The organism is Kutzneria buriramensis, assembly GCF_003387475.1.
Classification (GTDB): Bacteria; Actinomycetota; Actinomycetes; order Mycobacteriales; family Pseudonocardiaceae; genus Kutzneria; species Kutzneria buriramensis.
This window is the reverse complement of the sequence record NZ_QUNO01000001.1, coordinates 695,955-717,310: the sequence shown is the minus strand read 5'-3', so window position 1 is coordinate 717,310 and position 21,356 is coordinate 695,955. Positions and strand designations below refer to the sequence as shown.

The 21,356-nt window shown below is 69.6% G+C and carries 25 protein-coding genes; 11 read left to right on the top strand and 14 right to left on the bottom strand.

The window, feature by feature from the left end:
* Positions 1-123 precede the first annotated feature (123 nt).
* On the top strand, positions 124-996 hold the full coding sequence (locus BCF44_RS03415; RefSeq protein WP_116172544.1) for a helix-turn-helix domain-containing protein: 873 nt from the start codon (positions 124-126) through the stop codon (positions 994-996).
* Positions 997-1,002: 6 nt separating this feature from the next.
* Positions 1,003-1,185: a DUF397 domain-containing protein gene (locus tag BCF44_RS03410; RefSeq protein WP_116172543.1), complete on the top strand. Its 183-nt coding sequence runs from the start codon at positions 1,003-1,005 to the stop codon at positions 1,183-1,185.
* A 57-nt stretch (positions 1,186-1,242) separates the two neighbouring features.
* Here BCF44_RS03410 and BCF44_RS03405 read toward each other — a convergent pair whose 3' ends face one another.
* Together BCF44_RS03405 and BCF44_RS03400 are read right to left on the bottom strand one after the other, a co-directional pair.
* Positions 1,243-2,583, bottom strand: a complete 1,341-nt coding sequence (locus tag BCF44_RS03405; RefSeq protein WP_116172542.1) for a S8 family peptidase — start codon at positions 2,581-2,583, stop codon at positions 1,243-1,245.
* 86 nt (positions 2,584-2,669) lie between these two features.
* The gene (locus BCF44_RS03400) at positions 2,670-2,921 is read right to left on the bottom strand and encodes an SCO4848 family membrane protein (RefSeq protein ID WP_116172541.1); all 252 of its coding nucleotides are present in this window, start codon (positions 2,919-2,921) and stop codon (positions 2,670-2,672) included.
* An 81-nt stretch (positions 2,922-3,002) separates the two neighbouring features.
* Here BCF44_RS03400 and BCF44_RS03395 point away from each other — a divergent pair, with 81 nt between their 5' ends.
* A complete protein-coding gene (locus tag BCF44_RS03395) occupies positions 3,003-4,328 on the top strand; it encodes a D-alanyl-D-alanine carboxypeptidase family protein (RefSeq protein ID WP_246014801.1) in 1,326 nt (441 codons plus the stop codon).
* Here the strand turns inward: BCF44_RS03395 and yhjD are convergent.
* The 7 genes from yhjD to BCF44_RS03360 all read right to left on the bottom strand — a co-directional run bounded on the left by yhjD (position 4,325) and on the right by BCF44_RS03360 (position 10,860).
* Positions 4,325-5,344 (bottom strand): inner membrane protein YhjD, encoded by a 1,020-nt coding sequence (gene yhjD, locus BCF44_RS03390; RefSeq protein ID WP_116172540.1) that lies wholly within the window; start codon positions 5,342-5,344, stop codon positions 4,325-4,327. The genes BCF44_RS03395 and yhjD overlap by 4 nt on opposite strands.
* A 52-nt stretch (positions 5,345-5,396) precedes the next feature.
* A complete protein-coding gene (locus BCF44_RS03385) occupies positions 5,397-5,720 on the bottom strand; it encodes a hypothetical protein (protein ID WP_116172539.1) in 324 nt (107 codons plus the stop codon).
* A 293-nt stretch (positions 5,721-6,013) separates the two neighbouring features.
* Positions 6,014-6,652 carry a hypothetical protein gene (locus BCF44_RS56480; protein ID WP_211352862.1) on the bottom strand — a complete coding sequence of 213 codons (639 nt, stop codon included), beginning with the start codon at positions 6,650-6,652 and terminating at the stop codon, positions 6,014-6,016.
* A gap of 65 nt (positions 6,653-6,717) precedes the next feature.
* Positions 6,718-9,264, bottom strand: a complete 2,547-nt coding sequence (locus BCF44_RS03375) for a bifunctional FO biosynthesis protein CofGH (RefSeq protein WP_116172538.1) — start codon at positions 9,262-9,264, stop codon at positions 6,718-6,720.
* 85 nt (positions 9,265-9,349) lie between these two features.
* Positions 9,350-9,679: a HepT-like ribonuclease domain-containing protein gene (locus BCF44_RS03370; protein ID WP_281283079.1), complete on the bottom strand. Its 330-nt coding sequence runs from the start codon at positions 9,677-9,679 to the stop codon at positions 9,350-9,352.
* Positions 9,680-9,718: 39 nt separating this feature from the next.
* Positions 9,719-10,027: a nucleotidyltransferase family protein gene (locus tag BCF44_RS03365; protein ID WP_116172536.1), complete on the bottom strand. Its 309-nt coding sequence runs from the start codon at positions 10,025-10,027 to the stop codon at positions 9,719-9,721.
* Between the two features lie 38 nt (positions 10,028-10,065).
* Positions 10,066-10,860, bottom strand: a complete 795-nt coding sequence (locus BCF44_RS03360; protein ID WP_116172535.1) for an exodeoxyribonuclease III — start codon at positions 10,858-10,860, stop codon at positions 10,066-10,068.
* 129 nt (positions 10,861-10,989) lie between these two features.
* Here BCF44_RS03360 and BCF44_RS03355 point away from each other — a divergent pair, with 129 nt between their 5' ends.
* The gene (locus BCF44_RS03355) at positions 10,990-12,909 is read left to right on the top strand and encodes an APC family permease (RefSeq protein WP_116172534.1); all 1,920 of its coding nucleotides are present in this window, start codon (positions 10,990-10,992) and stop codon (positions 12,907-12,909) included.
* Here the strand turns inward: BCF44_RS03355 and BCF44_RS03350 are convergent.
* From BCF44_RS03350 to BCF44_RS03340, 3 genes are all read right to left on the bottom strand, one after another.
* Positions 12,876-13,220: an SH3 domain-containing protein gene (locus tag BCF44_RS03350; protein WP_170217310.1), complete on the bottom strand. Its 345-nt coding sequence runs from the start codon at positions 13,218-13,220 to the stop codon at positions 12,876-12,878. The two genes, BCF44_RS03355 and BCF44_RS03350, sit on opposite strands and share 34 nt — an antisense overlap.
* 93 nt (positions 13,221-13,313) lie before the next feature.
* Positions 13,314-14,084: an SGNH/GDSL hydrolase family protein gene (locus BCF44_RS03345; protein WP_116172532.1), complete on the bottom strand. Its 771-nt coding sequence runs from the start codon at positions 14,082-14,084 to the stop codon at positions 13,314-13,316.
* 93 nt (positions 14,085-14,177) lie between these two features.
* The gene (locus BCF44_RS03340) at positions 14,178-15,401 is read right to left on the bottom strand and encodes an NADP-dependent isocitrate dehydrogenase (RefSeq protein ID WP_116172531.1); all 1,224 of its coding nucleotides are present in this window, start codon (positions 15,399-15,401) and stop codon (positions 14,178-14,180) included.
* Between the two features lie 203 nt (positions 15,402-15,604).
* Here BCF44_RS03340 and BCF44_RS03335 point away from each other — a divergent pair, with 203 nt between their 5' ends.
* From BCF44_RS03335 to BCF44_RS54665, 3 genes are all read left to right on the top strand, one after another.
* Positions 15,605-16,438: a metal-dependent hydrolase gene (locus tag BCF44_RS03335; protein WP_116172530.1), complete on the top strand. Its 834-nt coding sequence runs from the start codon at positions 15,605-15,607 to the stop codon at positions 16,436-16,438.
* Between the two features lie 18 nt (positions 16,439-16,456).
* Entirely contained in the window at positions 16,457-16,777 is a 321-nt protein-coding gene (locus tag BCF44_RS03330) for an ArsR/SmtB family transcription factor (protein WP_116172529.1), read from the top strand.
* A gap of 215 nt (positions 16,778-16,992) precedes the next feature.
* Positions 16,993-17,199, top strand: coding sequence for a hypothetical protein (locus BCF44_RS54665; RefSeq protein ID WP_147328380.1), 207 nt, complete (start codon positions 16,993-16,995; stop codon positions 17,197-17,199).
* On the opposite strand, the gene BCF44_RS03325 is transcribed toward BCF44_RS54665, so the two are convergent.
* On the bottom strand, positions 17,196-17,813 hold the full coding sequence (locus BCF44_RS03325) for a DUF1707 SHOCT-like domain-containing protein (protein ID WP_116172528.1): 618 nt from the start codon (positions 17,811-17,813) through the stop codon (positions 17,196-17,198). The two genes, BCF44_RS54665 and BCF44_RS03325, sit on opposite strands and share 4 nt — an antisense overlap.
* 88 nt (positions 17,814-17,901) lie before the next feature.
* Here BCF44_RS03325 and BCF44_RS03320 point away from each other — a divergent pair, with 88 nt between their 5' ends.
* From BCF44_RS03320 to BCF44_RS03305, 4 genes are read left to right on the top strand one after another with little or no spacing between them, the layout of a single operon-like run.
* A complete protein-coding gene (locus BCF44_RS03320; protein WP_246014798.1) occupies positions 17,902-18,702 on the top strand; it encodes an ABC transporter permease in 801 nt (266 codons plus the stop codon).
* On the top strand, positions 18,695-19,495 hold the full coding sequence (locus BCF44_RS03315; RefSeq protein ID WP_116172527.1) for an ABC transporter permease: 801 nt from the start codon (positions 18,695-18,697) through the stop codon (positions 19,493-19,495). The genes BCF44_RS03320 and BCF44_RS03315 overlap by 8 nt, the downstream gene beginning before the upstream one ends.
* The gene (locus BCF44_RS03310) at positions 19,492-20,445 is read left to right on the top strand and encodes an ABC transporter ATP-binding protein (RefSeq protein ID WP_116172526.1); all 954 of its coding nucleotides are present in this window, start codon (positions 19,492-19,494) and stop codon (positions 20,443-20,445) included. The genes BCF44_RS03315 and BCF44_RS03310 overlap by 4 nt, the downstream gene beginning before the upstream one ends.
* 9 nt (positions 20,446-20,454) lie before the next feature.
* Positions 20,455-20,823 (top strand): hypothetical protein, encoded by a 369-nt coding sequence (locus tag BCF44_RS03305; RefSeq protein WP_147328379.1) that lies wholly within the window; start codon positions 20,455-20,457, stop codon positions 20,821-20,823.
* Position 20,824: 1 nt separating this feature from the next.
* Here BCF44_RS03305 and BCF44_RS03300 read toward each other — a convergent pair whose 3' ends face one another.
* Complete coding sequence (locus BCF44_RS03300) at positions 20,825-21,355, bottom strand: DUF3455 domain-containing protein (protein ID WP_116172524.1); 531 nt, start codon at positions 21,353-21,355, stop codon at positions 20,825-20,827.
* Between the last annotated feature and the right edge of the window lies 1 nt (position 21,356).

Sequence of the window (21,356 nt, the reverse complement as noted above, 5' to 3'; positions counted from 1 at the left end):
CACAGCGCAATGCCACGGTGCAATTGCATGTTTGGATTGCTTGCCAAGGTCACCCCGATGGCCTAGCGTGTCGCCATTCGCCTCCAGCGGCTACGCGGGCAGGGTGGTTCAGGAGGTGTGTCGATGCCCCCTTCTCAGGGACCGTTGATCCCGCGCCGCCGCCTCGGTCACGAGCTGAAGCGACTCCGTGAGTCCGCCGGGCTGCAGCTCGTGAACGCCGCCAAGCGCCTGGAGTGCTCCCCGTCCAAGGTGAGCCGGCTCGAGAACGGCCAGGGCCTGCCCAAGCTCCGCGACGTCCGCGACCTGCTCGACCTGTACCAGGTCCGGGACCAACGGATGCGCACCCGGCTGCTCAACCTGGCCACCGCGAGCCAGGACCAGGGCTGGTGGTCGGACCTGCCCGACATGTCGCCGTCCAACCTCGGCAACTTCATCTCCCTGGAATCCGCGGCGGACGAGATGAAGGTGTACACCGGATTCGCGATTCCGGGCCTCATCCAGACCCCGGAGTACACTCGGGAGATCTTTTCAAAGAATTATCCGGCCGCGACCGAGAACGAGATCGAGCAGTTCATCGAGATTCGCGCCAAGCGCCAGCAGCTCGTCGTCGAGCGGCTCGGCGAGCTCCAGATCACCGCGGTTGTCGACGAGGGCGTGCTGCACCGGGTCGTCCACTCGCGGGCGGTCATGCGGGCCCAGCTGGCCACCTTGTTGGACTACGCAAGACACGATAGGGTAGACCTAAGGATCTTCCCATTCTCTGCAGGATACAATCAGGGGATCCAGTGTGACTACGCGATCTTCGCCTTCCACAACGAGATCGATCAGGACACCGTCTACCAGGAACTGAGTGGCGGTGATCGACTCTCGGTCCAGGAGACCGAGGTCCGCCGCTATTCCGACATCTTCACCAATTTGCTGTCAAATTGTCCAGATCAAGAATCCTCGCGACGGCTCATTGGTGAGATCATGGAACAGAACTACCAGAAAGAATAACCGTCAATGGAACGCTACACGAAGAGCAGCTTCTGCAACAGCGGCACCTGCGTCGAAGTTGCTCACCTGTCGACCGGCGAGATCGCACTACGCGACGCCAAGAACCCGAGCCTGCCCCCTCATGTGTTCACACGGGACGAATGGACGGCGTTCGTCGCCGGCGTGCGTAACGGCGAGTTCGACTTCTAAAGACTTTGCGTCAGGTGGCCCGGTTCGCCCGGGGACGGCCGGGCCACCCGAAAAGCACTACCGTGTGACCGCCGCCAGCGCGTTGACGAGGCCGTGCCCGTAGTAGCTGTTGTCCGCCGGCGGCCCGGTACAGGTCGCGACGGCGGGACACGGCACCGGTGTCGCCTCGGCCCGGAGCAAGGCCCGCAGCTGCGCGGGAGAGGCCCACGGATGCGTGCTGGCCAGCAGCGCCACCACACCGACCGCGTGCGGTGAGGCCATCGAGGTCCCGCACATGCTGCCGTAGCCACCGCCGGGCAGCGTGGACAGCGGACACGCGGGCCCCGCGCCGGTCGGCGGCACCTGCGCCCGGTCACCGCCCGGGGCGGTCACGTCGACCTTGCCCCAGTCGCTGTAGCCCGACTTCGTGCCGGCGTAGCCGACGGCCGTGACGGAGACGACGTCCGGCAGCCCGGCCGGCAGCGTCGCGCAGGTGCGGTCCACGGGATGCGTACGCACGGTGTCCTTGGTGGGATTGGCGATGTCCATCGCCTCGTTGCCGGCAGCGGCCACGTTGAGCACCCCACGGCCGGTCGAGAAGGCCACGGCCCGCCGGACCGCCTCGTACGCGGCTGCGTCACCGGGCTGGTTGCGGCAGAAGTAGAAGCCGGGGTCCACGAAGTAGCTGTTGTTGGTGACGGTGAAGTGGTGCCGTCCCGCCCACATGAAGCCGCAGACGGCCGACTCCGGGAAGATGAAACCGTCGTCGCTGACCACCTTCACGGACGCCAGCCGCACGTTCGGCGCGATGCCGGTGACACCGTTGCCGTCGTCGGCGGCGGCGATGGTGCCGGCGACGTGCGTGCCGTGCGGGATGGTGGTCGGGGCCCACGCGCCGGGCGAGGGGTCGGCCTTGCCGGTGACGCAGCCGGCGGAGTCGGCCGGGTCGATGGCCTTGGCGAACTCGGGGTGGGTGGCGTCCACGCCGGAGTCCAGCACGCCGACCAGCACGCGGTGGCTGCCCTCGTCGACCTTGTTGGCCTGCTTGGCCTTGATCAGGTCCATGTCCCACTGCTGGCCGCCGAGATCGTCGGCGGGGGCGACGGATTCCAGCGCCGAGACCGGCACGTCCTTGCGGCCGCTGTAGGCCCGGTTCGGGCCGAGGCGGTCGGCGAAGTCGGGGCTGGCCGAGGTGGCCACGGCCACCCCGATCTCCGGGTAGTACTCGACGAGCGAGCCGCAGTCGTGGCGCAGCTCGGCCTCGGCGACGAAGCGGGGCGCGCCCGGCGGGTAGAGCACCACGTACGTGAACGCGGTGCCGGTGGAGTCGCAGTGATGCTCAGGGGCGGCGTTCGCGACCGGTGCCAACCCGAGCAGGGAGGCAGCGGCGGCGACCGCCAGCGTCAGCAGACGTCTCATCCGGCGAAACGTAGCAATTCGGGCACCCGGCGACCAGGCGTGCGAACGTTCACAATTGCCAGCCGGCGGGCAACCCCCTGCCCGGCTCACCCAGGGTGAGCGGCCCCCGCGCGGTCCCGGGCGGCGAGCAGCCCGCGCACGCCGAACCAGCCGATGATCGTCCCGAACGCCACCGAGATCACCGCCAGCGTGAGGTGCACGTAGAAGAAAGCGGTGGCCGACCCGCCGGAGAAGGCCCTCGGGTCCTGCGAGACGTTGATCACCAGCGTCACCCAGATGAACCAGCTCCACAGCCCGAACAGGAGCAGGAACACGGACTTGCCACGGGTCAGCTTCACGTCCGCAGTATCCGCCCGGCGCGGGATCGGGTAAGCCACGGGTCCGACCGGTCACACCGCGTAAGGCACTAGCCTGCGAGGGTGCCTCTCCCAGCTCGACGGCCCGCAGCCGCCCTGGTCATGGCGCTGACCTCCATGGTCACCGCCGTGTTCGTAGCGACGGGCAGCGCCGCTGCGGCGATCGCGACCACCACCAGCACCACGGCGACCTCGACGTCCACGAGCGGCGCGCCGAGCGAGTGCACCAACAAGCAGGCGCCGCCGCCGGCCGAGGACGACTCGGAGCAGCCCGCCCCCGGCACGACCGCGCCGGACCCGCTGCCGGTGCCCGTCGACCCGGTGGGCGGCGACCAGCTCGGCAAGTGCGGCTTCGTGCTGCCGCCGGACGAGTCGGCCCCGCCGCCGCCGGCCGAGGTGAGCGCGGCCTCCTGGGTGGTGGCCGACCTGGACACCGGCGCGGTGCTCGCGGCCAAGAGCCCGCACGCCCGCCAGCGCCCGGCGTCGCTGATCAAGGTGCTGCTGGCGATGGTGGCGCTCAACGACCTCAAGCCGAGCACGCCGGTCCTGATCACTCAGGAGGACGTGGACGCGGCCAAGGGCTTCTCCGCGATCGGCGTGCCCGCCGGCGGCAAGTACACCGTCACCCAGCTCGTCGAGGCGATGCTGCTCAAGCCGGGCAACGACGTGCCGCACGCGCTGGCCCGCGCCCTGGGCGGCGTCCCGAAGACGCTGGACCTGATGAACGGCCTGGCCAAGCAGATGGGCGCGCTGGACACCCGGGTGGCCACGCCGGGCGGCCTGGACGGCCCCGGCATGAGCACCTCGGCGTACGACCTCGCGGTGATCTACCGGCATGCCATGCAGATGCCGGCCTTCGCCGAGGCCGCCGGCGTGAAGTCGGTGTCGCTGGGCGGCGTCAGCGTGCACAACTCGGACTCGCTGCTGACCAGTTACGCCGGCGCGATCACCGGCATCAGCAGCAACACCACCGACGCGCACTGGACGAACCTGTCGGCGGCGGCCAAGGACGGGCACCGGCTGGTGACTGTGCTGCTGCGCGGCGAGCAGGACGACTACCCGATGTACCGGCAGAGCTCGAAGCTGCTGGACTACGGCTTCACGCTGAGCGCGGCGAACACGCACGCGGTCGGCGCGCTGGTCGACCAGGCGCCGCCGGTGAAGCCGTCGGTGTCGTCGACCCCGGCCAAGTCCACGACCGACACCAGCGACGCGAGTTCCGTGCAGACGGCCGCCGACCAGAGCCCGATGTACGAGGCGTTCGGCAACGTCGGCATGCCGCTGACGGCGCTGGCCGTGCTGGTGGTGCTGGCCGCACTGGTGATGTACCTGCGCAAGCGGCGCGCCCGTGCCGCCCGAGCCCGCCGTCTGGCGGCTCAGAACCACTAACGACGCCGCAGCAGCCTGGTCAGCGTCACGCCGATGAGGGCGCCGGCGCTGAGCAGGCCGGCGGTGAGGGTTGCGTCGGGCCGCCCGGCCACCTGCACCGAATGCCGGATGACGACCGGCTCCGGCAGCGGCGCCGGGTCTGCCGAGCGGGCCATGTTCTCCCGGGCGGTGGCCGTCCACGCCGTGATGAACACCAGGAACCGCGACACCAGGTTCACGAACACCAGCAGGCCGAGCAGGGTGCCGAAGACCGAGCCGGACGGCGAGTTCTTGATGATCTGCAGGTAGATGTTGCCGGTCTGCTTGAGGATCTCGAAGCCGACGGCGCCGGCGATCGCGCCGCGCATGGCGCTGCGCCAGCCGACGTGGAAGCGCGGCAGGCTGGACAGCACCCACAGGAACACCAGCCAGTTCGCGGCCAGGCCCAGGATGATCGTGGCCACCGAGAGCAGGAACTCGGCCCAGGCGGTGTCCCGCAGCCCGAGCCACTCCAGCGCCAGCCCACCGAGCCCGGAGCCGGCCGCGGTGATGCCGTACGAGACCACCAGCGCCAGGCCGAGCCCGATCAGCGTGAGCAGGTCCTTGGCCGCCTTCTTCAGGTACGGCAGTTGCGGGCGCTCACGCGTCCACTGGGCCGTCACGGCGTCGCGCAGGCTGGTCATCCAGCCGAGGCCGGAGTAGAGCGCCGCGAGCAGACCGAAGACCCCGACCGAGCCACGGGAGTCGATCAGCTTGTCGATGATCGTGTTGACCTGGTCGCCGAGCGCCCCGGGCACGGCGGTGGCGATGCCGGCGCGGAGCTGGCCGAGCAGGTCCATGTTGCCGGCCAGCACGAAGCCGGCGATGGAGAAGCCGAGCATCAGCAGCGGAATCAGCGACAGCACGCTGTAGTACGTGATCGCGGCGGCGTAGTGGTCGCCGTACCGCTCGGTGTACCGCGTCCCGGCGCGCACCAGGTGGTCGAGCCACGCGTAGCGATTGCGCAACCGGGTCGGTAGGGATTCCTTGTCCGCCACCCGACAACGGTAACGGTGCGTGTGGACGGTTGCAGAGGGTGGAACTACTCGCTCAGATCTGGCTGGCGGTGGGCAGCGGGGCCGGCGTGGGCGTCACGGCGGCGGCGCTCTCCTCGACGACCGTCTTGGCGGCCTGAGCGGCGGCCTTGGCCTCGCGGGCCAGGCGGTGGCGGTGGCGCAGCAGGCCGGCGACGAGGCCGCCGAAGCCGACCAGGATGGCGATCAGGACGAAGCCGTCCAGGGTGACCGGGACCTTGCTCTCGACCGGGGCCTCGGTGTCCGCGAACGCGGCGCCGGCGGTGGCCAGCACGGTGGCCGGCAGCAGGCAGGCGGCAGTCAGGGTGATGCGCGTCAGGTGCCGAACTCGGTTACGCAAAGCGGCGTCTCCCGACAGTGAGGTCGCCCCAGAAGAGTGAACGCGACGGAGGCTGTCGTTCGGAAAACTACCGAACGTGTCAACCCCACCCGTTCCGGGGACTGTGCGGTCCATCACGAGGAGCGAGGATAACCGCGCGCGCGATCACCCCCGGCGTCGGGTCCCACAAGATCATGACCTGCGCCGATGGTCCTCGGGCACCCCGATCCGGTGATCCGGCGGCCGATTCACCGCGACTGTGACGTGTGCCGTACTTCGCGGGCGCCCCGGGCGGGGCGGGGCGCCCGCACAGCTCACTTGCGGACCGACGGCGTCCGGCGGACCAGCAGCATCAGGCCGCCGCCCACGACGAGCAGCAGGCCGAGACCGATCAGCAGGCCCATGTCGCCGTTGGTGCCGGTGTAGGCCAGCTGCTGCGTGCCCGGCGCGGTGGTCGACACGACCGGCGTAGTGGTCGTCGTCGAGGACGACGGGGTCGTGCTGGTGGTCGTGACCGGGGTCGTGGTGGTGGTCGACCCGGTGGTGGTCGTCGACTCCGTGGTCGACGTGGTGGTCTCCGTCGTCGACGTCGTCGTCTCGGTGGTGGACGTCGTCGTCTCAGTCGTGGACGTCGTCGTCTCGGTGGTCGTGCACGGCGTGGTCGTCGTCGTGTAGGTGGTGCTCGACGGCGGCGTGGTCGACGTGCACGGCGGCAGGCCGCGCTGGTAGCCCTGGGGGACACAGGTGGGCGGCGGCGTGGTGGAGGTGCAGGTCGGCGGGTTGCCCCGGCCTGCCCGCTCACACGGCGGGTTGCCCCGCGCCTGCTCGATCGCCGAGTGGACGGCCGGGCCGATGTCGCCGACTGTCGCGGCCATGGCCGCCCCGGCACCGGCAATGATCGTCCCGGCCACCATCACGGCCAGCGGGAACGCGAGCGCTCGTCTGTTGCGCACGGGATAGTCCTTCCGAGGCGGATGCTGCTTGAGGCAACCTCAGAAGCTACCCATTCGACGTAACGTCAGTGCTCCGAAAGGCTCACCCGAACGGGTCCATTTACAGCAATATGACCGTATGTCGTGGTTCGCTGACGCGCGGGCCGCCCGGCCAATGCCGCCATGGCCTCCAACTGCTCGATGGTGCGGTTCGAGCCGTGCTCCGAGCCGGCCATTCGGCTGATCGTCTCCTCCATCAGCGTGCCGCCGAAGTCGTTGGCGCCGCCGCGAAGCACCTCGGCCGTGCCCTCGTCGCCGAGTTTCACCCACGAGCACTGGATGTTGTGGATCCGGCCGTGCAGCGCCAGCCGGGCCATCGCGTGCACCGCGCGATTGTCCCTTCGAGACGGTCCCGGGCGGGCGACGCCGGCCAGGTAGATCGGCGCATTCCGGTGCACGAACGGCAATCCGACGAATTCGGTGAAACCGCCCGTCTCGTCCTGGAGGCGGCCGAGCGTGCGCAGGTGGCCGAGCCAGTGGCCGGGGTGGTCGACGTGGCCGTACATCATCGTGGACGAGGAGCGGATGCCCAGCTTGTGCGCGGTGCCGACGACCTCCAGCCAGGTCTTGGTCGGCAGCTTGCCCTTGGTCAGCACCCAGCGGACGTCGTCGTCGAGGATCTCCGCCGCGGTGCCGGGAATCGTGTCCAGGCCGGCGTCCCGCAGCTCGGTCAGCCACTCCTGCACGCTCACGCCCGCCTTGGTGGCACCGCTGACGATCTCCATCGGGCTGAAGGCGTGCACGTGCATGCCCGGCACCCGGGCCTTGATCGCGCGGATCATGTCCGCGTAGAAGCTCGTCGGCAGCTTCGGGTCGATGCCGCCCTGGATGCACACCTCGGTGGCGCCGACGTCCCACGCCTCCTGGGCGCGGTCGGCGACGTCGTCGACGGTGAGCCGGTAGGCGTCGGCGTCGCGTTCCCGTTGCGCGAAGGCGCAGAACCGGCAGCCGACGTAGCAGACGTTGGAGAAGTTGATGTTCCGGTTCACCACGTACGTCACGTCGTCGCCGTTGACCTCGGCGCGCAGCTGGTCGGCCAGCCGGGTCATCGTCTCCAGGGCCTCGCCGTCCGCGGTGAGCAGCGCCAGCGCCGCGTCGGCGTTGCGTTCCTCCAGCAGCGCACCGGGATCGTCGGCGGCCAGCTTGAGTCCATTGAGGACGTCACTGGGCAGCTTGGCGAAGGCGGGGCCGGAGTCGAGCTGGCGGCGCAGCGACTCCCAGTCGCCGTAGACGCTGTCGAAGTCGCCGCGGCGGTCGCCGGTCCGGCCGGTGGTGTCGATCGTCTCGTGCAGGTCGGTGCGGCCCTGCGACTCCAGCGCGTAGTCCGGCTCCTGCCAGGTCCGTCCACTGAGGACCGCCTCCGGATTCGCCAGGCCGGTCTCCTTGTCCGCCAGGGCATCCACGTGCGCGCTGATGCGGGTGTCGATCCACGGCTGGCCCGCCTTCACGAACCGCGGGTAGGCCGTCAGCCGCTCGCGCAGGTCGAAGCCGGCCTCGGCCGTGACGGCCGTGAGCTCGTCGATGGCCGGCCAGGGGCGCTCCGGGTTGACGTGGTCCGGGGTCACCGGCGAGACGCCGCCCCAGTCGTCGATGCCGGCGCGCAGCATCAGCTCGAACTCGTCGCCCACCAGGTTCGGCGGCGCCTGCACGCTCACCGTGGACGGCAGCAGCAGGCGGGCCACCGCGATCGTCGCCGCCAGCTCGTGCAGGTCGGCGTCCGGCATGCCGCGCATCGCCGTGTCCGGCTTGGCCCGGAAGTTCTGGACGATGATCTCCTGCACGTTGCCGTACTGGCGGGCCACGCCGCGGATGGCCAGCAGCGAGTCGGCCCGCTCGTCCAGGTTCTCGCCGATGCCGATCAGGATGCCCGTGGTGAACGGCACCCCCACCCGGCCGGCGTCGGTCAGCACCCGCATGCGGACCGCCGGCTCCTTGTCCGGGCTGCCGTAGTGCGGGCCGCCCGGCTCGCTCCACAGGCGCGTCGCCGTCGTCTCCAGCATCATGCCCATGCTCGCCGCGACCGGCTTGAGGCGCTGGAACTCCTCCCAGTTCAGGACGCCCGGGTTGAGGTGGGGCAGCATGCCCGTCTCCTCCAGCACGGCGATCGCCACCGAGCGCAGGTAGTCCAGGGTCGAGCCGTAGCCGCGGGCCTCCAGCCACTCCCTGGCCGCCGGCCACCGCTCCTCCGGCCGGTCACCCAGCGTGAACAGGGCCTCCTTGCAGCCCTGGGCGGCGGCCTTGCGGGCGATGTCCAGCACCTCGTCGCGCTCCAGGTACGCCGCCGGCAGGCGGTGCGGCACCGTCGCGAAGGTGCAGTAGTGGCAGCGGTCCCGACACAGCCGCGTCAGCGGGATGAACGCGTTCTTGCTGTACGTGATGATCCCGTCCCGGCCCTCCGCGCGCAGGTGCGCGTCGCGGACCCGGCCGGCGGTCGCCAGCAGCTCGTCGAGGTGCTCGCCGCGGGCGTGCAGCAGCACCGCCGCCTCGGTGGCGTCCAGGGTCGAACCGTCGGCTGCGCGGCGCAGCGCCCGGCGCAGGGCCGAGTCGCTCGGGCGCGGGGTCTCGTTAACCACGCGGCCGAGCGTAAGTCGCTTTCCGCGCGAGCCCGTCGCTCAGCGTAGGGAGACCACTCTCACAGGCAGGGCGGGAATAATTCAGTCAGACGTCGTCCCGGCGGGTGACGGCCGGTGAATCCCGAGCCGGCTCGCCCAGCAGCTCGCGTAGCGATCGTTCGAGTTCCGGCCGCTTCTCGGCGAGTACCTGCCAGACGAGGGCGTCGTCCACACTGGCGTAGCCGTGGATCAGGATGTTCCTGAAGGCGACGATTCGCCGACGGTCCGGGACCTGCGCCGCGATCTCGGGCGCGACCTTGGCCAGCTGGTTCAGCGCCTCGCCGATGATCTCGAACTGCCGTTCCACGGCAGACCGGAGCATCGCGTCGGCCTGGTAGTCCGTGAACGACTTGCTGGCGCTGAACTCACTGAGCAGTCCGGTGCCGTGCAGCGCGTCCCAGAGGTAAGCGCGGGGTCACGCAGCATAGAGCGTTTCCTTGGTCGCCATGACCTGCTGCCGGAAGTACGGATTGCGGATGCTCGTGCTGGTCACCACGTCCACCGGCCGGCCGAGGATCCGCTCCAGGCCCTCCTTGAGCGCGAAGAACGAGCCGAAGTGGTCGAAATCGGGGCCGGTCTCGAACTCGACGAGGACGTCGACATCGCTGGACTCGACATCAAAGGACGGCCCGACGGCCGAGCCGAACAGATCGAGTCTGAGCACCCCGAGCCGATGACACAGTTCGGCGACCTCGTACTGCTTGGCCTTGACCAGCTCGTGCATGCCGCCACCTCCCGGCACGATTGTGCCCGATGACGCCGTCAGATGTCGTAGCGGACGGTGACCGGGGCGTGGTCGGACCAGCGGTCGGCGTAGGCGGCGGCACGCTCGGTGACCGCCGAGACCGCCTTCTCCGCCAGGCCGGCGGTGGCCACGTGCAGGTCGATGCGCCAGCCGGAGTCGTTTTCGAAGGCCTTGCCGCGGTAGGACCACCAGCTGTACGGGCCGTCCACGTCGGGGTGCAGGGACCGGACGACATCCGTGTAGCCGTCGGCGTAGAGCTTGTCCAGCCACGCGCGCTCCTCGGGCAGGAAGCCCGCCGACTTCTGGTTGGTCTTCCACGACTTGAGGTCGGCCTTCCGGTGGGCGATGTTCCAGTCACCGCACACCAGCACCTCGCGGCCGTCCGCCTCGGCCTTGGCCCGCAGCTCCAAAAGGTGCGTGTGGAAGGCGTCGAGGAAGCGGTACTTCTCGTCCTGCTTGGGCGTGCCGGCGTCGCCGCTGGGCAGGTACAGACTCGCCACCACGACGTCGGCCAGTTCGAACTCGACATAACGGCCGCTGCGGTCGAACTCGGCGGAGCCGAAGCCGACGCGGACGGCCTCGGGCGCGGTCCGGGACAGCAGGGCGACGCCGGCTCGGCCCTTGAGCTCGGACTCGGCCAGCACGGTGTGCCAGCCGGCCGGCTCCAGCAGCTCGGCCGGCAGCTGGTCGGGCTCGGCCCTGGTCTCCTGCAGGCACACGACGTCCGCCTCGGTGGCGGCGAGCCACTCGACGAAGCCCTTCTTGGCGGCGGCCCGGAGCCCGTTGACGTTGACGGTGGAGACGGTCAGCACACCCCGAGCCTAGCGGCATCAGGAACGCGTAAACGCCAGGCACACCGGCGTTAAGAACGCATCAGGGCCGGCGGTTCGGGCATCAACGCCCCGCAGGCTTCTGCCGAGGATCCGGGGAGAAGGAGCAGCGTGTTCGACGTCGTGAAACGGCTGCTCGTGGGCCGCCCACTGCGCAGCGAACGGTTGGGCGACACGCTGCTGCCCAAGTGGCTCGCCCTGCCGGTCTTCTGCAGCGACCCGATCTCGTCGGTCGCCTACGCCACCGAGCAGATCCTGCTCACGCTGGCCGTCGGCGGCGCGGGCGCGCTGTCGCTGTCCACGCCGGTGGCGGCGGCGGTGGCGATCGTGCTGATCGTGGTGGTCGCCTCGTACCGCCAGACCTGCTACGCCTACCCCAGCGGCGGCGGCGCGTTCGTCGTGTCCAAGGAGAACCTGGGCGAGACGGCGGCGCTGACCGCGGCGGCGGCGCTGCTCGTGGACTACGTGATGACGGTGGCGGTGTCGGTGGTCTCCGGCGTGGTCGCGATCATCTCCGCGTTCCCGGAACTGGCCCCGGACGCGGTGCCGATCTCGGTCGGCTGCGTCGTGGTCATCGCGCTGGTGAACCTGCGCGGTGTCAAGGAATCCGGCAAATCGTTCGCCATCCCCACGTACGCCTTCATCGTGCTGACGTTCCTGATGTTCGCCGTCGCGGCGGTCCGCGGCATCGCCGGCGACCTGCCTCCCGCCTCCACCGCGAACCTGCCGTTCCACCAGACGGAGAGCACCGCCGGCTTCGGCGCGATCTTCCTGTCGCTGCGAGCCTTCGCCTCCGGCTGCACGGCACTGACCGGCGTCGAGGCGATCAGCAACGGCGTGCCGGCGTTCCGCAAACCCAAGTCCCACAACGCCGCCCTGACGCTGGTGATGATGGGCGTGATCGCGGTCGCGATGTTCGGCGGCATCACGGCGCTGGCCGTGCACCTGAACGCGCACGCCCTGCCGGACGGCAACCCGTCGGTGATCTCGCAGGTCGCGACGAGCGTGTTCGGCGGCGGCTCGGTGCTGTTCTACCTGTTCCAGGCGGCCACAGCGGGCATCCTGGTCCTCGCCGCGAACACCGCGTTCAACGGGTTCCCCGGCCTGGCCTCGATTCTGGCCCGCGAGCGCTACCTGCCGCGGCAGCTGCACAACCGCGGCGACCGGCTGGTGTTCAGCAACGGCATCCTGCTGCTGGCGGCGGCCGCGATCGTGCTGATCATCGGCTTCGACGCCAACATCGACGCCCTCATCCAGCTCTACATCATCGGCGTGTTCACCAGCTTCACGCTCAGCCAGGCCGGCATGGTCGTGCACTGGAAGCGGGCGCTGGCCACGGAGACCGACGCCGGCAAGCGAGCCCGGATGCGCGGCTCGCAGGCGATCAACGCCTTCGGCGCCGGGCTCACCATGGTGGTGCTGATCGTGGTGTTCGCGACCAAGGTCGTGCACGGGGCGTGGCTGGCGGTGCTGGCGATGGTGGTGCTGTTCGTGGTGATGCGCTCGATCAGCCGCTACTACCGGCGGTTCGAGCAGGAGGTCGCCAACGTCAAGCCGACGACCACGTTGCCGCCCAAGGTGCACGCGCTGGTGCTGATCTCCCGTTTGCACCAGCCGGCGTTGCAGGCGCTGGCCTTCGCCAAGGCGACCCGGCCGGACCGGCTGGAGGCCGTCACCGTCGCCACCGACGACGAGGAAACCCGCCGCCTGCAACAGGAATGGGATCGCCGGGGCATCAAGGTGCCGCTGGTGGTGCTGTCCTCGCCGTACCGGGACGTGAGCAAGCCGATCGTGGACCACGTCAGCCGCATCCACGCCCGGGACAAGCGCGGGGTGGTGAGCGTGTTCATCCCCGAGTACGTGGTGCGGCGCTGGTGGCAGCACCTCCTGCACAACCAGAGTGCCTTGCGCCTCAAGGCAAGGCTGCTGTTCACGCCGGGCGTGGTGGTGGTCAACGTGCCGTATCACATCGGCCTGGCCGACCAGGGCTGGATGACTCAGCAGGTGTTGCCGGAGGCCGCCACCAAGTAGTCGACCGATGCCCACCGGTTCTCCGCGATCTGACGGAAACCGTTCTGCACCAACGGCTTCGCGGTCACCGGCTGGCTCTGCACCAGCCGGCCGACGATGCGCTCGCCGGTGCTGGGGCCGGCCCGCACGTTGAGCACGTCGGCGTTGACCGTGAAGGCGCACTGCGGATTGCTCTGCGACGCCTCCGCGTTGCGGTGCGCGAAGAAGGCGAACGCCGCGACGCCGAGGCCGCCGATCACGGCCAGCTTCATCACCGGAATGCCGAACACCCCGTCCTCCTCGCCGCCGTGACACCCAACAGAACCGGACATCTCAGCAATACCGGAGGACGGGGCGCCGAAGAACCACCCCACCCGGATTCCACCCGGCCGGGGTTCCCTACCGGGCTAGGCCGTCACCAACCGTCACAGCAGGGGCTGAAGGAGATTCGCGAACGCCACGTGGCCATCGCGGTTGGGGTGGTAGGACTCGCTGGTCGGGTTGGACAGGCCGTTGAGCCACTCCACCTTGTCGCACACCGCGTGCCCGGTGAACGGCCCGCGCACGTCCAGGAAGGTGAAGCCGTGCGCGGCGGCGCGCGCCTTGATGGCGTTGTCCAACTGGTCCGCGCCGACGTTGAGCTGCCCCTGCTCGGTCGGGCTGAGCCGGGCCAGCAGGTTGCACTCCACGCCGTTGAACAGGTGCGGGTAGCCGACCACCACGACGTTGGCGTTGGGCGCCCGGTTGCGGATCTGCGTGTACACCGCGTCCAGGCTGCCCGGCAGGGTCGAGCTGATGATCGCCTCGGCCTTGTTGATGTCGGACGTGCAGTTGTAGAACGGCAGCGCGCACTTCTCGATCACGCCCGAGAAGCCGATGTCGTTGCCGCCCACGGAGATCGTCACGAACTGGGTCGACGCGGACAGCGCGCCCACCTGATTGTTGATCACGTCGGTGGTCTTGGCGCCGCTGCACGCCTGGAGGTTGAGCGCCAGCCCGAGCCGGCTGGCCAGCAGCTCCGAGTACGCGTACACGGACCGGTCGCAGGAGGTGTCGTAGTACGTTCGCGTGCCCACGCCGGAGGCGTAGGAGTCGCCCAGAGCGACGTAGCCGGGCTGAGTCGCGGCCGAGGCCGTGCCGGCGAGCGTGATGCCGAGAATCGCGGTCAACGCCGCGAGCAGGAGCTTCTTCCCCATGCGCCGGAAGGTAAACCGTGACCGGCACGAAAAAGGGCCCCGTCATCCGACGGGGCCCTTTTGGTCACGCCCACAGGAGTCAGGCGCTGTCGCTCAGGCCGAGGCCATCCGCTTCTGGAGGTTCTCGTCGAGGGTGTTGAGGAAGTCCTCAGTGGTCTGCCACGCCTGGTCCGGGCTGATCAGCAGGGCCAGGTCCTTGGTCATGGCGCCGGCCTCGACCGAGGAGATCACGACCTCCTCCAGGGCCTGGGCGAACTGGGTGACGGCCGGGGTGCCGTCCAGCTTGCCGCGGTGCTGGAGGCCACGGGTCCACGCGAAGATCGAGGCGATCGGGTTGGTGGAGGTGGGCTTGCCCTGCTGGTGCTGGCGGTAGTGCCGGGTCACGGTGCCGTGCGCGGCCTCCGCCTCGACCGTGCGGCCGTCCGGCGTCATCAGCACGGAGGTCATCAGGCCCAGCGAGCCGAAGCCCTGCGCCACGGTGTCGGACTGGACGTCGCCGTCGTAGTTCTTGCACGCCCAGACGTAGCCGCCCTCCCACTTCATCGCGGCGGCAACCATGTCGTCGATCAGGCGGTGCTCGTAGGTCAGGCCCTTGGCGTCGAAGTCCGCCTTGAACTCGGCCTCGAAGATCTCCTGGAACACGTCCTTGAACATGCCGTCGTAGGCCTTGAGGATCGTGTTCTTGGTGGACATGTACACCGGGTACTCGCGCTGGAGGCCGTAGGACAGCGAGGCGCGCGCGAAGTCCTCGATGGACTTGCGGAAGTTGTACATGCCCATGGCGACGCCGCCGTCGGGGCCGTAGTTGGCGACCACGTGCTGGATCGGCTCGGAGCCGTCGGCCGGCGTGAAGGTCATGGTCAGCTCGCCGGCGCCGGCCACCTTGAAGTTGGTGGCCTTGTACTGGTCGCCGTGGGCGTGACGGCCGATGATGATCGGCTTGGTCCAGCCCGGCACCAGACGCGGCACGTTGGAGATGACGATCGGCTCGCGGAAGATGACGCCGCCGAGGATGTTGCGGATCGTGCCGTTGGGCGACAGCCACATCTTCTTCAGGCCGAACTCCTCGACCCGCGCCTCGTCCGGCGTGATGGTGGCGCACTTCACACCGACGCCGTGCTTCTTGATGGCGTTGGCGGAGTCGATGGTGACCTGGTCGTCGGTCGCGTCCCGGTGCTCGATGCCCAGGTCGTAGTAGTCCAGGTTGACGTCCAGGTACGGGTGGATCAGCTTGTCCTTGATGAACTGCCAGATGATGCGGGTCATCTCGTCGCCGTCGAGCTCGACGACGGTGCCTTCGACCTTGATCTTGCCCACGCCGGGCTCTCCTCTCGCGACAATGCAAGCAGTACGAGTGTACTGCTAACGCTTCGTGATCGCTTCAGGGGCGTGGCCAACAACACTGCGCCCTTGCCGCGCGTTCCGCGCGGGGCGAGATCCCGGCATGTCTACCACCCCGTCAACCGATCGACATGTAGCGTGCCTCGCCGGCAGATCCGATCTTGAAGCAGGGGGGCACTGTGTCGACCGGACCTACCCACGCGATGAGTGGCTTGATGGCCTGGGGCGGGGTGTCGATCGCCGCGATCGCCAACGGCCTGCCGATGACGCCGCAGACCTGGGTCGTCGGGGCCGCGTTGTGCAGCGGCGCCGCGCTGCTGCCCGACCTGGACCACCCCGAGGCCACCGTCGCGCACACGTTCGGCAAGGTCACCTGGGTGCTGTCCAAGGGGGTGCACTGGGTCAGCCACGTCGTCTACCGCGGCACCCGGCTGCGCCGCGACGCCGACCGGCACGGCGGCCACCGCGGCGTGACCCACACCCTGCTGTTCGCCGCCGCGGCCGGTGCGGGGACGTACGCGATCGTCGAGTGGGCGCACAAGGTGGCGCTGCTGCCGCTGCTGTTCCTGTTCTGTGCCCTGGCCGTGCGCGGCTTACTGCACGAGTGGACGCCCAAGGGGCATGTGCTGGGCGTGACCGTGCTGTCCCTCGGGCTGACGGTGCTGTGCTGGCACTGGATCAACGTCGGACCACCCGAGCAGGCGATGTGGTGCGCGGTCGCGGTGGCCGCCGGCTGCCTCGCGCACTGTCTCGGCGATTCGATCACCGAGCAGGGCTGCCCGATCTTCTGGCCGGTGCCGTTCAACGGCAAGACCTGGTACCCGGTGGCGTTGCCCAAGCCGATGCGGATGCGCACCGGCGGGCGGGTCGAGCTGGGCATGGTGTTGCCGGTGCTGACCGTGCTCGGGGTGTGGCTGTCGCTGGCGTCGCTGCAACGGACCGGGCTGGCCTCGTGGGTGCCGTTCGATCTGCTGACCCTGCACCACGTGCCGACCGTCGTGGCGGGGCACTGAGCTGTTCGTATTCGTACAATGTCGGGTATGGGCACCGCGACCGCGCTCGAGCACCCGACCCGGGAGGACATCCGGATCGAGGCCGTGCTGCACGCGCTGGCCGACCCGGTGCGGCTGCGCATCGTGCAGGCCGTCGCCGACTGCGGCGAGATGGCCTGCGGGGTGCTGGACCTGCACGTCAGCAAGTCGACGCTCACCCACCACTACCGGGTGCTGCGCGAGGCCGGCGTCATCCACCAGCGCCCGGTCGGCACCGCCAAGATCAATACCCTGCGGCGGGACGACCTGGACGCCCTCTTCCCGGGCCTGCTCAACGGCATCCTGGCCGCGCCGCGTTAATTTGCCGCGCGGTCCGCGCGGGGCTCGGCCGCCCACGAGGCCGATGCCTTCCCTTGTCAGTTGTCGATCGATGAACAGACTCGATCGACAACTGCCCGCGGTCCAGGCATCGGCGGCGGCCTCGCAGCGCTGAATCGCGGCGCGGCATCACGCTCCTGAGTCGGTGTTTCACTGGCTGTAACGGGACCGTCAAACGGCGCCGCGACCATGGACGCATGCCCGCCGCTACCTGGTGGCCCTCCGTCGTGCAGGGCCATGTCGTGCATCTTCCCGAGACCGTCGCCGGCCGACCGCGCACGATCCGACACTCCGGCGGTGAGGCGATCGTCGCCGTCTGCCGGTCCTGGGTCCGCCCGCCGGTCGGCGAGGCCGCCGGCGAGCACTGCCCGGACTGCGAGGAAGTGGCCTTCAGCCTGCGCTAGCGGCGAGGTCCCTTGATCGTCAGGGCGGCCATGCTCAGGTCGCCGCTGATGACGAGGTGCGGCGTCCCCAGCCGACCCTGGTAGCCGACCTTGTCGTTGACCGAGGCGCCGAGCCTCGTGTCCAGGTCGGCGAGGGTCACGCTGGCCCCCGCCGGCAGCTTCAGGGTCACGGCGCCGCCGGTGACGTCGAGCCGGATGTCCACCTGGTCGTGCTCGAACTCGGCCTCGGTGAAGTCCAGGTTGACGCCCGACCCCCACTTGGAGCGGATCTTCATCGACCGCGGCACCCGCCAGTAGCCGGTGCGGTTGATGCTGGACCCGACGCCGCTGGACAGCACCATCGGCTCGCCCGGCAGCGGCGGCCGGTCCTGCACGCCGGACCGCCCCCACTGTCCACCCCGGACCCGCATCTCCGGGTGCCGCATGCCGGGCAGGTCGGCCAGCACCACGTTCAGCTCGGCGCGGGTCCGCGAGGACAGCGCCACGTCGGTGCGGTCGGTGAACTCCTCCAGCGTCAGCAGTCCCATGCCGATCGCCTTCTGGAGCAGACCGACCACGTGCTCCCGCTCCGCGTCCGAGACGCGGAGTTCCCTGCTGCTCACCCCGTTCACCATGCCGACGATGCTAGGCGCGGGCGACCCCGGTCCGGATCGGGGAAATCCCCGGATAAATCGGTTGCCGCCGCCCCTAGTGTGGTCAGACGTGCCTGCTGTGATCGGCTGCTACCTCCGCATCACGGCCGCCGGATTCCACCGGTTCTCCTCCTACCGCCACGCCGTCCTCGCCGGGACCGCCACCAACATCGTCTTCGGACTGATCAAGGTGGGCATCCTGTCGGCGGTGTACCTGGCGCGGGGCGGGGGCTCGATCGGCGGCTACGACCTGACCACCACCATCACCTACGTCTGGCTCGGGCAGGGACTGCTCGCCGTCGTCGACTTCTGGAGCAACGACGAGCTGTCCGAGCGCATCCGCACCGGCGACGTCGTCGTCGACCTGTCCCGGCCGTGGAACCTCCAGGCCGCGCTGCTGTGCACCGACCTCGGCCGGGCCGGCTTCAACGCGGCCGCCCGCTTCGTCCCGCAACTGCTGCTGGGGGCGGTGTTCTTCCCGTTCCACTGGCCGACCGACGCGTGGGTCGCGCCGGCGTTCCTGGTCAGCACCCTGCTCGCGGTGCTGGTCAGCTTCCACCTGCGGTTCCTGCTCGGCATGACCACGTTCTGGCTGCTGGACTCCCGTGGCGTACGCGGCCTGTACGGCGTGCTCTCGGTGACCATGGCCGGGCTGGAGATCCCGCTGTCCTTCTTCCCGGTGTGGGCCCAGACCGTGCTCTGGTGCACTCCGTTCCCGTCGATGTTGCAGGCCCCGATCAACGTGTTCGTGCAGGTCGGCTCGGTCACGCAGCTGCTGGCCCAGCAGCTGCTGTGGGTCGTCGTGCTGGCGGCCGTCGGCCGGCTCGTGCTGGCCCGGGCCATGCACAAGGTGGTGGTGCAGGGTGGTTGACCTGGCGGTCTACGGCCGGCTGGCGCGGGCGCAGGTGCGCAGCCAGCTCAGCTATCGCGGCTCGTTCGCGATCAACCTCGTGGCGCAGGCGCTCGCCCAGGGCAGTGACCTGATCGTCATCCTCATCGTGTTCGGCCGGGTGAGCAGCCTCGGCGGCTTCGACTTCCACGCCGTGCTGCTGTTCTACGCCCTGTCCGGGCTGTCGTTCGGGCTGGCCGACCTGAGCGTCGGCAGCATCGAGCGGCTGCCCTCCTACATCCGAACCGGCACCTTCGACATCGTGCTCATGCGTCCACTCGGGACACTCACCCAGCTGTTCGTCAGCGACTTCCAGCTGCGCCGCATCGGCCGCGCGCTCACCGCCTTCGGCACCCTCGTCTACGTGCTGTCCACTTCGGACATCCACTGGACGCCCGCCTCCGCGCTGCTGCTCGTCCTCACCCCGCTGGCCGGCGCCACCATCTTCGGCTCGATCTTCGTCGCCGCCAACTCCGTGTCGTTCTGGCTCATCGACGCCCAGGAGCTCGCCAACAGCGTCACCTACGGCGGCAGCTACCTCACCGCGTACCCCGTCTCCGTCTTCGGCCGCGCCCTGCGCATCCTGCTGGCGTACGTCGTGCCCGGCGCCTTCGTCGCCTACTACCCCGCGCTCACCCTGCTCGACCACCCCGACCCGCTCGGCGCCCCCACCTGGCTCGGCTGGCTCGACACGCCGGTCGCCCTGCTCACCGCCACCGTCGCCGGCCTGATCTGGCGCACCGCCGTCCGCCACTACCGAGGAACAGGATCATGATCGAGGTCAGCGAACTGGGCCGGACGTTCACCGTGTCCCGCAAGGCCGGGCGGTTCAAACGGACCCGGGCGGAGGTGGTGGCGGTCGGCGGGGTGTCGTTCGAGGTGGCGGCGGACGAGACGGTCGGGTACATCGGGCCCAACGGGGCCGGCAAGTCGACGACGATCAAGATGCTGACGGGCATCCTGGTGCCGACCAGCGGCCGGGTGCGGGTGTGCGGGCTGGATCCGTCACGGCAGCGGGCGGAGCTGGCCCGGCGCATCGGGGTGGTGTTCGGCCAGCGCAGCCAGCTGTGGTGGGACCTGCCGCTGCGCGAGAGCTTCGAGCTGCTGCGGCACATCTACCGGGTGCCGGCCGGCGACCACGCCAAGCGGCTGGAGGAGTGCACGGAACTGCTTGGACTGCAAGCGTTTCTGGACACGCCGGTACGGCAGTTGTCGCTGGGCCAACGGATGCGCGGCGAGGTGACGGCGGCCCTGCTGCACGGCCCGGAGCTGCTGGTGCTGGACGAGCCGACGATCGGCCTGGACCTGGACTCCAAGGAACGGCTGCGGGAGTTCCTCGCCGAGCTGAACACGAGCCGCGGCACGACGCTGCTGCTGACGACGCACGACCTGGACGACATCGAGCGGCTGTGCCGCCGGATGATGGTGATCGACCACGGCCGGGTGCTGGCCGACGGCCCGCTGGCGGAACTGCGTGACGAAGTCACGCCGGAGCGGCTGCTGGTGGTGGACTTCGAGCGACCCTGCGACGAGCTGACGGGGCTGCCGGGCGTGCAGACGGTGAAGGTGGAGGCGAACGGCCTGCGCCAGCAGCTGTCGTTCCGCCGGGACGCCGTCACGGCGGCGACGCTGATCACGATGATCGCGGAGCGGTCGCCGGTGCACGACGTGTCGGTGATCGAACCCGACATAGATGACGTGGTACGCCAGTTGTATCACCGGTAATGTCGTGTGATGCGGGCAATTCTGGTCGTAACGGTCACGCTGTCGCTGTTCGCGGTGACGGCGTGCGATTCGGCGTCGTCGGCCGGCACGTCCCGGTCGAAGGCGGAGATCTGCGCCCAGGCGCTGGGCTCGGCGGCGCTGGGCGAGATCGGCGACGCGGCCAGCCGGGACGCCGCCCACGCCAAGGAGCTGGCCGACCTGTTCCAGAAGCTCTCGGCGCAGACCCAGGACCAGGAGCTGGCCAAGGCCCTGAGCGACGCGGCGCAGACCGCCGGTCAGGCGGCGCTCGACCACCTGACCAACGGCGAACTGCTGAAATGGGCCCAGCAGGAGACCGACCGCGTCAACACGCTGCGCCGGATCTGCACCGGAAACTGACCTACTTCGCCGCGGCCCAGAAGGTGTAGGTCGCGGAGTACGGCACCGCGGCCTGTGCGCCGTCGGTGCACGCCCCGGCGGGCGCGAGACCGCCGCGGGTGGCGAGTCGCTGCACGTAGGTGACCTCGCCGAACTGCCCCTTGCCGTGGTTCTCGGACGCCTTGAGCAGCAGCTCGGGCACGGCGTTGTCGTGCTTGACGGAGGCGCCGGACACAGGGGCGGCGCCGACCTCGCTGCCGTCGAGGGTCGACACCCAGATCGGCCCCTGGTAGTGCAACGCGACGGGTTTGCCGTGGTCGGAGAGGGTGGCGGCGGGCTCGAGCAGGGTCCACGCGGTGGCCTTGCACTGGTAGATCTGCACGCCGTTGCCGTCGAAGCTGGCGAGCATCCGGTTGCCGGACGGCACCTTGACCGCGGCGGGCGTGGGAACCTCTTGCTGCGCAACGGTCTTCACGGTCGGCTGGGGCGCGGAGCACGCGGCCAGGCCGACGCCGGCGGTGATGAGGGCGAGCGCCACCGTCACACGATTCATG